This is a genomic window from Mesorhizobium sp. M7A.F.Ca.US.005.03.2.1 (assembly GCF_003997795.1).
Lineage (GTDB): Bacteria > Pseudomonadota > Alphaproteobacteria > Rhizobiales > Rhizobiaceae > Mesorhizobium > Mesorhizobium ciceri.
Window position 1 is genome coordinate 1 of record NZ_RZRP01000115.1, and the last position, 11,097, is coordinate 11,097.

The 11,097-nt window shown below is 62.0% G+C and carries 8 protein-coding genes and 2 pseudogenes; all 10 read right to left on the reverse strand.

Annotated features, from left to right (window positions below; all coding sequences use genetic code 11):
* Positions 1–186 precede the first annotated feature (186 nt).
* Entirely contained in the window at positions 187–1,506 is a 1,320-nt protein-coding gene (locus EN991_RS09250; RefSeq protein WP_245460929.1) for an ABC transporter permease, read from the reverse strand.
* Positions 1,507–1,586: 80 nt separating this feature from the next.
* Complete coding sequence (locus EN991_RS09255; RefSeq protein ID WP_245460930.1) at positions 1,587–2,966, reverse strand: ABC transporter permease; 1,380 nt, start codon at positions 2,964–2,966, stop codon at positions 1,587–1,589.
* A 23-nt stretch (positions 2,967–2,989) separates the two neighbouring features.
* Entirely contained in the window at positions 2,990–3,946 is a 957-nt protein-coding gene (locus tag EN991_RS09260) for an alpha/beta hydrolase (protein ID WP_127368623.1), read from the reverse strand.
* A 21-nt stretch (positions 3,947–3,967) separates the two neighbouring features.
* On the reverse strand, positions 3,968–4,372 hold the full coding sequence (locus EN991_RS09265; RefSeq protein WP_127368624.1) for a hypothetical protein: 405 nt from the start codon (positions 4,370–4,372) through the stop codon (positions 3,968–3,970).
* A gap of 37 nt (positions 4,373–4,409) precedes the next feature.
* Complete coding sequence (locus EN991_RS40825) at positions 4,410–5,096, reverse strand: YbhB/YbcL family Raf kinase inhibitor-like protein (protein WP_348630499.1); 687 nt, start codon at positions 5,094–5,096, stop codon at positions 4,410–4,412.
* A gap of 36 nt (positions 5,097–5,132) precedes the next feature.
* Positions 5,133–6,581 (reverse strand): annotated as a pseudogene (locus EN991_RS09270) (sugar ABC transporter ATP-binding protein); the annotation flags it as partial.
* A 3-nt stretch (positions 6,582–6,584) separates the two neighbouring features.
* On the reverse strand, positions 6,585–7,679 hold the full coding sequence (locus EN991_RS09275; RefSeq protein ID WP_013533140.1) for an NHL repeat containing protein: 1,095 nt from the start codon (positions 7,677–7,679) through the stop codon (positions 6,585–6,587).
* Positions 7,676–9,793 (reverse strand): SMP-30/gluconolactonase/LRE family protein, encoded by a 2,118-nt coding sequence (locus EN991_RS09280; RefSeq protein ID WP_127368626.1) that lies wholly within the window; start codon positions 9,791–9,793, stop codon positions 7,676–7,678. The genes EN991_RS09275 and EN991_RS09280 overlap by 4 nt, the downstream gene beginning before the upstream one ends.
* Before the next feature lie 12 nt (positions 9,794–9,805).
* Positions 9,806–10,822 (reverse strand): sugar ABC transporter substrate-binding protein, encoded by a 1,017-nt coding sequence (locus EN991_RS09285; protein WP_064994996.1) that lies wholly within the window; start codon positions 10,820–10,822, stop codon positions 9,806–9,808.
* 33 nt (positions 10,823–10,855) lie between these two features.
* Positions 10,856–11,097: pseudogene (locus tag EN991_RS09290) on the reverse strand (ABC transporter permease); the annotation flags it as partial.

Consider the following 11,097-nt stretch of genomic DNA (forward strand, 5'->3'; position numbering starts at 1 on the left):
GTATTCAAGGCCCGACGCCAGGAGCGCAACAGCCGACAGCGCCAGCGGAACCCGCCAGCGCTCGGACGTCCATGTCAGGCCCAGCATTGCCAGAGCAGCCGTGGCAAACATGGCAAGGGTTGCAACACTGAGCGCGGTGCTGACCACCGCGCTGGATTGAAAGAGTGTTCCGAACATGGGCTTTCCCTAGACCTGGGCTCTGATGTGAGGGGCGCGGCCGTAGAGTGCGACCATCGGCAGGATCAGAAGACCGAAAATGAATTGTTGCCATTCGTATTTGAGCCCGATGCCAATCAGGAAGGCGCTCAGGACTTGCAGGACGAGAACCCCGATGACGGTGTAGCCATAGCCGCCATAGCCGCCCATGAGCGACGTCCCGCCGATCACGACTGCGGCCAGGGTTGTGAAGAGATACTGGTCGCCAACCCCTATGAACCCCCCTCCGCTCCAGCCCAGCAACAGGCATCCTGTCAAGGCGGCTGAGAAGCCGCTGATGGTGTAGGCGAGTGTCCAGTATTTGAACTCGGAGACACCGATCAGCTTGGCCGAGCGGCGATTGCCGCCCAGGGCGTAGATGTAGCGGCCGAAGGCGGAATAACGCAGGCCAACGATGACTATGACGGCAATGACAACCCACAACAGGATCGTTGGCGGGACAGCCAGACCGAAGGTACGACCATTCATCGCGGCGAGATTTTGCAGCCATTTCGGAACGGTCCCAAAGACGTTGCCGCCAAAGGACGATCCAATGCTGGTCAGAATCTGGACAAGCCCAGCGATCGCAAATCCCATTCCGAGGGTGAGGATCAACGCCTGACCTTGCAGCCGGTAGGACAGAACGCCATTCAAGAAACCCAGGGCACCGCCGATGATCAGCACGAACACCAGCGCGAGCCAGGGCGGTACGCCAAGGCCGATCAGGAACAAAAGCCCTATGTTGGACGCGCCGATAACAAACGGGATAGAGAGGTCCAAGCCGCCGAGCAACGCCACCAGCGTTTGCCCGACGCAGGCAATGCCCAGGAACGCTGCAAACAGCAGAATTGCTTTGATGTTGGCGGCAGAGAGGAACCCGTTGATCGTAAAGGAGCTGATCACGATTAGCGCCAGCAACACAATCAATCCAATAAAGGCGCTGCGGCCATGGGCGAAGCGGTTACCGACCTTGAACGCAAAGACCAGGATCGCTTCCAGCAGCAGGAAGGCAATCAGGTTGCCAAGGGATCTGAAGGACGGGACCGTGGCCGTGATCAGCAGATACACGATCAACATTACCGCCATGGTGATGATCAGGACCCGGTTGCCGACCCAGACGCCACCGGCGTCAGCCGGGGCTGCAGACTCGGTTTCAAGAGACGAAGACCGAGACTCGAAGATGACGGCGACGTAGTTGATCAGCCAGAACAGCACGGCGGCCAGAACGATGGTGTAGAGGATGACGATCTGGGCGCTGAGCCCCTGCCAAAACCCCAGGCCGAAGCTGATCGCCGCCACCACGAATGTCACGGCGAGGTTAAGCTATACCAAGGCGCGCGAACGCGGGATGAAGAGGCCGCCACTGCGGCTGCCGTTGGCGAAAGTCTGACTCATGGCCCGATCCCCAACGATTGTCCTGTCGCCACGATTCCGGCCGCGTGGCTTTGCTCGCCGACGACCAGGAACAGGAGCAGGATCAGTGCCGAGACGAAAACATAGATGAAGGCGCCAAGTCGCACGGAAACCGCTTCAGCTACGATGACGCGGACAGTGAACGTCAGCACGGCCAAGATGACGGCGACGCCGAAGACGATCCTTTGCAATGGCGTGAGATCGGGCAGAGTCGGCCCGCTCCCCGCCTGTACGGGCAGCAGCAGGTAGCGAGTCATCACGTCCGGATCGGACTTGAAGGCCTGGCCTGCGACGGCCGCCACGCCATAGGTATCGCGGGTGCTGACATACAGCATGATTCCGACGACCAGGCAGCCCAGAACAACGAAGGCCGCAAAGGGTGAAATGAAGTGGAGGTAGCGCCCGATGATGGGGACCAGCAGGGTCAGCAGGAGCGACAGAACGAGGATCAGCCCGTAGAAGAGCTGCGTCACAAAGGCTTGCGTGGACCCGAAATTGAACGTGGCAAGAACATAGCCGATAAGAAAGAGGTTGACCGCGCCCAGCAACCCCCCTGCCACGCCACCGCGTCCACCGGACAGGCTGACCCCGCCCAGCACCAGGGCGGTCACCGCCGTCAGCGTCATGGTGGTGCCCTGCGTCGGATCTCCGGACGAGATCAGCGCGGTATAGCAGATCGCGCCCAAGCCAACGAAGAGGCCGGCGATGACGTGGGCACCGATCCGCACCACATTGATCCGGACGCCGCTCGTATAGGCCGCACGCTCATCGTAGCCCATCAAACGCAAATTCGCGTAGAACGAGGTCATGGTGAACAGCAGCCAGGCCGCTATAGCCAGCAATACTATCAGCAAGATCGGTGAAAAGATCGTGTTGCCGAGGCCCCAGGACGACATCCAGTCCGGTGCGGTGCCGCCAGGTCTTGGGAGGATGACGAGATTGATGCCGGTCAGGGCCAGAAAGCCACTGAGCGCCACAATGATCGGCTGGACGCGCACGAAAATGATGATGAGGGCAAAGAAGAGCTGATAGAGAACGCCAATCCCCAGGGCGACCAGAAAGACGCCAAAGGGACCCGTGACGATGCCAAGGCCGTTGAGCTTGACGATCGTGACGTTGATGAAGGCGAGCAACGGTCCGACCGCAAGGTCGACTGTCCCACGTCCTGCCACAGCCAGAGCCATAAGCGAGAATGTCGCCAGAATCAGGGGCGCCGACACGATGATGGCGCTGCCGAACCCCGACAAGGAGACAAGGTTCGGCCCCCTGATGACCGCGGTGCTCAGGAGCAGCGCGATCAGCAGGATCGGGACCAACAGGTAGGTGTTCTGGGAACCCCTGGATTGGGACATCAACATTTGTCTTTCGTTGCTAGCGCAACCTAGAACTCGATGACCTTCCGGCCTTCACTGGGCCGCTCGCTGCGAGCGGTGGACCGGCTTTCGGAAATGCTCCGTCCGGAAAGGGCATTGCCTCCCTGACCGCGCCGCTCCGGATCGGCGCTGAGGATTTTCTTGAGGACGGGGGTGATGACCTCCTTGAACTTCGCCGGATCTTCCGATGTCGGGAAGTGGCCACCACCGAAGATGATGCATTCCGAATTCTTCACTTTTTCGGCCGTGCGCTGGGTCATTTCAGGCGTGCAGGCGAAATCGTACTCACCAGTCAGGAAGTAGATCGGCACCTTTCCCGAAATCTTCTGGCACTGGTCGCGGAAATCCGAATCGACGCTGTAGAAATACAGATCGCCCTTGAAGATGCCGGGGCCGCCCTGCGCATAGTACCACCAGGTCTCCCACCGGTAATCGTCAGGAGACTGCGGTGCCATCAGACCGAATACAGAGGTCGCGACCACCTCGCCACCATGGATGTGGGGGTGATGCAGCGCATCGATCCACCATCCGGGGGAATAGTCGCAGGCCTCAAGTGCAATAAAAGCCGAAAACTCGTTTTCATAGCGCAATGCGAGCGCCAGGCAGATGTTGCCGCCCATCGACTGGCCCATGAGGACCGGCTTGCGCAGATCCAGCGCCCGGCAGAACGCCACGATGAACTCACAATAGAATTTGGTTGTGAGTTTGTATTCGTCTTCCATCAGATGAAAATCTGCCGGCGGGATCGACTTGCCGTGCCAGGGCATATCGAAAGCGATAACGCGGAAATTCTGGCTGATGTCCGGGTCGCACAGCTGGTGCCGATACTGGCGTCCGTCCGTGCCGGCCGTGTGCAGGCACACCATCGGAATGCCTTCGCCGTGTTCCTCGTAATAGGTGCGGTACGTCTTGCCTTCGCACTGGACGTAGACGTAGCGCCCAACGATTGGATCGTGTGTATTCATGACAACTCTCCTGCGCTGCCGTTAAACTTGTCGCATCAGCGAGAGCATGCGCGTCAGCGCCCGCAGATTCTGCCAGAAGGGGAGCGAATTGCCCTCGATGATCAGCTGCTTGTGCAGCGGATGCGCCATCGCCCAGATGTCGTTGAACATCGGCGGTGGGGTTTCCTGGGCAAACTTCGACCAGGCGCTGCTCGGCGCCTTGAGCCAAAATTCGACTCCCATGTCATTGGGTGTGAGGCCTTGCGCGATCTTCTGGATCTTGCCGCCACGGACGTCGACGAGATATTCCGTGTCGTCGAAGCCGAGCACGAACTTGCTGGTGAAAAACCGCCCTACTACCGGCAAAATGCGGTCGTCATTGACCTTCCTTGCCCATCGCTCGATCCACTCCAGATCAAAGCTGCTCCTGCTTCCATATCTACTCATGCGATCCTCCTGATTGGGGAATTACCATGCCCGGTTTTTACGCGGGCAGAGACTTCTTTGCCGGCCCGTAGACTGCCACGAACGACGCCGCATCGATGGCCACAGGCATGACCGCAGCCGCAAATGCGCCAAGATCGGCGTCAGCTGGCAACTCGACCATGTCCGTCTTGAGCGCATAGAGGGTGAAGAAGTACCTGTGGGCCCGGTCCGGCGGCCATGGGCCGCCATATCCCTTGCCGAACCCTGGGATCTTGAATGTCACGAAGTCGCTGTTGAACTCAGCGGCGCCGTGCGGCAGTCGCAAGCTGCCGCTGGCGCCCTCAGGGAGCTCACGGACCTCGGCCGGAATGTTGGTCACCAGCCAGTGCGCAAACGAGCGGGGGAAATTGAATGCTTCCGGCAGGTCAGGATCGGTAACAGCCAAGGCAAAGCTGCGCGTGCCTTCCGGCGGTCCGGACCAAACGAGTCTCGGTGAAAGCCGGTTGTCCTCGGCGAACCGGTCCGGGATGACGCTGCCTGGCGCAATATCGGGACAACTCAGCACAAAAGATGGTGTTGCCGCCATAGGGTTTACCTCCTGGTTCAGCAGTGTCACAGGCCTCGGCATCGGCCTGCCCTGCTCGAGTCTGGGCTTGTGACTCTCGGCGACAGTCGCCGGATTGCCTGGGTCATTCTCGTTGGCCGCCTCGCCGGGGAGGCGCGCCGTCGCGCGGCGGCCAAACATGGCGTTGAGGATGGCATGGCCATCGAAAGGCGGTTCGAAATCCGCCGAAATGGCGCCATTGCGAAACACGTGAACCCGCGTGCACAGGTTCAAAAATTCCTCCAGCTCGCTGGACAGGAAGACCACGGCATTGCCGCGCGCAGCGAATTCCTTGAGGTTGCGGTAGAGATCAAGCTTGGCCCCGACGTCGATGCCGCGCGCGGGATCGTTGAGCACCAGAGCCACCGGCTTTTCCGCGAAAGCCCTGGCAATCAGTACCTTTTGCTGGTTACCGCCGGACAGCTCGATCATCCGGGCTCGGTCGCTGGTCTGCCGCAGGCTCAGACGTTCGCCCCATTCGCGGGCAAGTTGCCTGGCTCGCGCCAGCGACACCATGGAGACGGGATTGGCGCCCTCGGTCAGTTCACCCATTTGCAGGTTCTCGCCCGCGGTCATGGTTTCGAAGAAACCGTCGACCTTGCGATCCTCGGTGACATAGACGATGCCGTCGCGCACCGCAGGCCTGGGCACCCGATAGCGCACCGACTTGCCGAGCAGGCGGATCTCGCCGCCGTGGAAGATGTTGCGCTTCAACAGTCCGGCGACGACCTTGGCCATTTCGGTGCGGCCGGCGCCGACAAGGCCGAACATGCCGGTGACCTGGCCTGAAAACACCGAGAAGGAAGAGTTGCGCACCAGGCCGGCGCAGGACAGATTCTCGACCGAAAGCACCTTGTCGCCGTAGGGGCGCGCCGTGCGCTTGACCTCGCCATGCAGCGTTTCGGTGAGCGTGCGGCCGACCATGGCCTGCACGATCGAGGCGCGGGTGAAGCCCTTGGCCTCGCCGGACGCGACGATCTCGCCATCGCGCATGACCGTGATGCGGTTGGCGACGGCAAGCGCCTCTTCCAGCGCATGGGTGATGAAGATGACGGCGATGCCCTCCTTCACCAGCCGCTGCAAAAGTTTGAAGAAGTGGCTCTTCTCTTCAGGCGTCAGCGTCGCGGTCGGCTCGTCGAAGATGATGACGCGAGCCTTGTGGTGGACGGCGCGCGCGATCTCCACCATCTGCTTGTGCGCCGCGCCCAGCGTGCTGACCTGCGCGGACGGGTCGACCTGGAAGCCCATGCCGGCGAGGAACTGCCGCGCCTGAATGTAGAGGCCGCGCAACCGGTTGAACATCTTCTCTTCGCCGAGATAGAGATTCTGCGCTACCGTCATGGCCGGCACCAGGTTGGTTTCCTGGAACACCATGGCGATGCCGGCGCGCAGCGCTTCGGCGGGCGTGGCGAAGGACACATCCTTGCCGTCGAAGGTCATCTTGCCCTCGGTCAGCTTGAAGACACCGGCCATGACCTTGGTCAGCGTCGACTTGCCGGCGCCGTTTTCCCCGAGCAGCGCGTGGATTTCGCCTTTGCGCAGGTCGAAATTGACATTCTTGAAGGCCGGAATGCGCGCGAATGCCTTGGCGGCATCCCTGAGTTCAATGATGTTGGCGTCCGACATCGCTTAGCCTCGCTTGCCGCTGGCGGCGCTCGCCACGCGTACGATCCTCGATCCGCCGCGCGAGGCGACCAGCAGATCATCGCCCAGCTCGCAGGCGCTCAGCGTCCCGTGCACCTTGCCGTCTGCGCGCGAATGGAAACTCGACAGCGGCTTCATGTTCTGGTCGCAAAGAACCACCAGCCCGTAGGACCTTGTCACCGCGTATGGCTTCAGCACGTTCATCTGCTTCAACTGGCTGCCTTGCATGGGCTCGCGATAGTCGCGCCATGAGCCGAGCGACGGCGCCATCCAGTAGGCCTCCGGGACTTCCGCCAGCATGCGGGTGCGGTAGGTCTCCTCGCGCAGGATGAACTCCACCAGTTGGTTGCGCACGGAATAGAAGGTCAGCCAATAGCCGGCGTTGAAGGCCGGGGCGATGCGGGCGGGGTAGGCCGGCAGATGCTCCAGCACGGGCAGCGTCGCCGTGGTGGCAAGGTCGATCGCCAGCACGCGGTGGCGCCAGGCCTCCGAAACGTAGATGCGGTTGGAGCCGGTGGTGGCGATGCCGGCCGGCCAGGCCAAGCCGTCCCTGACAAGCTCCAGCCGGCCGTTTTTTAGATCGAGCCGCCAGACCGAACCGGACACGCTCTTCTGCATCAGGTCGCGACGCCAACCGCTCGCCGGCACTGAGGCCGAACCGTTGGCCACCAGCAAGGTGTTGCTGTCGAGGAAGGTGAGAGCGGTGATGCAGGAGAGGCGCCGAGCCTCCTCACCCGTCGCCTCGCGCCCGTCATGCAGGCCGCCGTGGACGACGACGCCCTTGCCGTCGATGGCCATCGCGGTCATGCCGCGGGCATGGGCGAGTGCGGTGATCTCGCCCGGAAATTCCTGCAAGGTTTCGGCATGGCCGTCGGCGCTAAAGCGCATCAGCCGGTTGGCGCTGCTTGCCAGAATGCCCTTTTCGGTGCGTACGAGATTGTCGGCCTCGGCGAGGCCGGCGAACGGCTCGGCTTCCTCCAGTCCTTGGTTGGGCAGCAACGGCCCGTCGAGCGTCGGCACGGTCACTGCCCACTCGCCACGGCCGAGAAAGCGGTCAAGAAGCTGGCTCAAACCGCTCATGGCTTTCTGCCCCAGTAGGAATCCGAGCTGAACCAGTCGGGATCGACGCCTTTCAAGGGCAAGGTGCCCATGCGGTTGTTGAAGATGCCGCAGAGATAGAGGATGCCCTTGTGCTCGCGCATCGAGGTGATCATCGGATGCTTCTCGCCGGCCTGGTCCCACAGGCTTTCGAGGATCTGGCCGTTCTCGTCGAAGCGCAGCACGCAGCCGGTGTTGAGATTGGGCATCAGCCACGCGTCTTCCGATACGCGCCGCGCCATGCGACGGCGGAAGCTCGGCATTTCAAGCGAGAGATCCAAGGCCGGCGTGCGCATGCCCATCAGGGCCAGCCAGTAGGTACCGTCGGAGGCGCGGTTGATGTTGTCGGGATAGCCGGGCAAGCCCTCGATGACGCGCTCGACTTGGCCCTTCTTCGGGCCATCGAAATAATAGCGGCTGATGCGGCAGGCCCAGCTTTCGGCGAACAGCACCGACTGGCCGTCGAAGGCCGTGCAGATGCCGTTGGGGAAGACGAGGTTCGACAGCAGTGTGCGTGTCGAACCGGATTTGGGATCATGGACGATGATGCGTCCGTTGCCGCGGCTTTCCAGCGCGTCGGCATACCAGTCATGCATTTCGAAGCGCACTGTCGCTTCCGAGAAGACGATACGGCCGTCCGGCAGGATGTCGCAGTCGTCGGCGAGCTTCATGGTCGAGTCGTCGACCACCGAGGTCAGTGAGCGGTTGGTTTCGGCGGTCAGCAGCTTTACGTCGCCGGCCGGCGAGACCTGATAGAGGCCCATGCCGGCGACGCAGATGACGAGGTTGTCGTCGCGGTCGAAAGCCATGCCGAGCGGCGAGCCGCCAATATGTGCGAACACTTCGCTATCGGTGTAATGGGGCGGCTGGAAGCGCAGGATCTCGCCCTGGCGGCTGCCGGTGTAGAGACGGTCCTGCCGGTCGAAGATCACATCCTCCGCGCCATCGAGAACGCCGAGGCCGATGACGCCGACGTCCTTCAACCGGTCATTCACCGCCATTGGCGCGCCGGGCGCGGTCGAGATCGCCTGCGGCATCTTGGCGAAGGTTGGCGAGATGTAGACGCTGCGCAGGATCTTGTGGCGGTTCTTCACCCAGCGAACGTCGAGAAGCACCGACAAAAGCAGCACGATGCCGAGGATCAGGAAATTGACCGGGCCGGGCACGGCCAGCGCAAGCAGACTGTTCGACAGGACAAGCACGAAGACGGTGCCCATCAGCGCCTTGGCGACCGAGCCGCGCCCGCCGCCTAGCGAGATGCCGCCGAGCACGGTCGCGGTCAACACCTGCAGTTCGAGACCGGTGCCGATGTCGGAAGCGGCACTGCCGATGCGGGCCGAGAAGAAGAAGCCGGAGAGCGCCACCAGTACCGAGCACAAGACATAGGCGCTGAACAAGATGAAGCGCACATTGATGCCGGCATTGTAGGCAGAGCGGCGCGCGCCGCCGACCGCGAACAGCCGCCAGCCATAGCGGGCGCGCGACAGCACGAGATGGATGATCAGCGCGATGACGACGAAGACCACAAAGGACGTCGGCACGCCCCAGATCGTACCGAAACCAAGAAAATCATAGGCTGGCGAGTCCGGACCGCTGGTGACGATCCGGGTCGAGACCTGGGGAAAGACGATGTCGAAGGTCGAGCGGTAGATGATGAGCGTCACCAGCGTGGTGAGAAACGCCCGCATGCGCAGGAAGCCAACCAGGAAGCCGTTGATGGCGCCGCAGACGACGCCGAGGCCCAGGCACGCCAGAAGGCCGGTACCAAAGCTCCACTGCTCGACATTCATCCCATAGAGCGTGACCAGCACGGCGAGCGCGAAGGTCGACCCGACAGACAGATCGATGCCGCCTGACACCATGACGATGGTCATGCCGAGCACCACAAGGCCAAGCTCGGCGGTCTGACCGCTGAGATTGGTCAGCGTCGCCAGATCGAAGAAGCCCGGCACGATCGAGCCGAAGATCGCGCACAAAATGACCAGCGCCATGAAGGGGATGACGCTGTCGATCCACTTCTTGGTCAGGATCTCCCCGACCACGTGGTCGGGGAGCAGGCGGTAGCGCCAGCGCACAAGGCTTTCAGCCATGCTCATCAAGGAAGTCCGTTACTTGAGCTCGTCCAGCTTCCAGCAATTCCTGCCGGTCGCATTGGCCTTGTCGACGCGGGTGATCGGGCCGAAGAAGATGGTCTTCTCGCTACCCGCCTGCCGGCCGGGCTGCTGCAGCAGCTCGGAAATCTGTTGTGCTGCGATCTCGGCCTGGATCGGGGCATTAAAGTTGAAGATCACGTCGAGCAGCCCGTTCTTGATGCTCTCGCAGCCCGTGGCGCTGCCCGCGCCATTGGTGACGATCGTCACCTGGTCCTGCTTGCCGGCGGCCACGACGGCGGCACCGGCGCCGACCTCGGCATTATCCCAGATGCCCATGATGCCGCACAGGTCCGGATGCTGCTGGAGGACCGTCTCGGTGATCTGGCGGGCCTTTTCGCTCATGTAATCGGCCGGCTGGTCGGAGACGAGCTGCAGCTCGGGATTGGCCTTCAGCACCTCGTCGATGCCGGTGCGCATGTAGATGTTGGCGGCACCCGTCTGGACGCCGGCGAGCCAGACCACCTTGTGCGAGACGGCATTGGGCCCGGTGCAGTGCTTGGCCAGTTCGCCCATTTCGAGACGGCCCATTTCGATCCAGTCGTTGCCGACATAACTGTCCGTCTGGGTGGCCGACTGCATGTTGACTTGCAGCACCTTGATGCCGGCCGCCTGCGCCTGTTTCAACAGGCGTGCGTAGGTCTGGACGTCGGGGTTCTGCACGATGATCAGGTCCGGCTTCTCGGCGATGGCGCCCTGCATGGCGCGAATGCCGGCATTGGTGTCGCCGGAGGGATCGCGCACTTCGAGGCTGAAGCCGTAGCGTGCCGCGTGACGTTGCCACACCACCACCCATGCCTGGTTGAGGTCCATGCCCTGCGAGATTGGCACGAAGATGACCTTCTTGCCCTTGAGCGCCTCGAGATAGGTGGAGCGGCCGACCTGATCGGTTTCCTGCGCCGTGGCGATTTTCGCCGCGCCCAGCAGCGCGAGCGCTGTCATGCCCGCGAGCAGGCAGTTCTTGAACAACTTCATGGTATCCTCCCAGATTTATGTCTCGGTTCTTGTTCAGATGTCGCCGCTTTGCGAGGTCTGCTCGTCGCGCGGATTGATGATGGCGTCGATCGCCAGCGCGCCCAGCAGGATCACGCTCTTGATCAGGTTCTGGCTGGTGTAGCTGAAGTTCAGGATCGTCATGCCGTTGGTCAGGATGCCGACCAGGATGGTGCCGACGATGACGTTGCGTACGCCGCCCTGGCCACCGGAGAGGCCGATGCCGCCCAGCACGACGACCAGCAGCACGTCGTAGA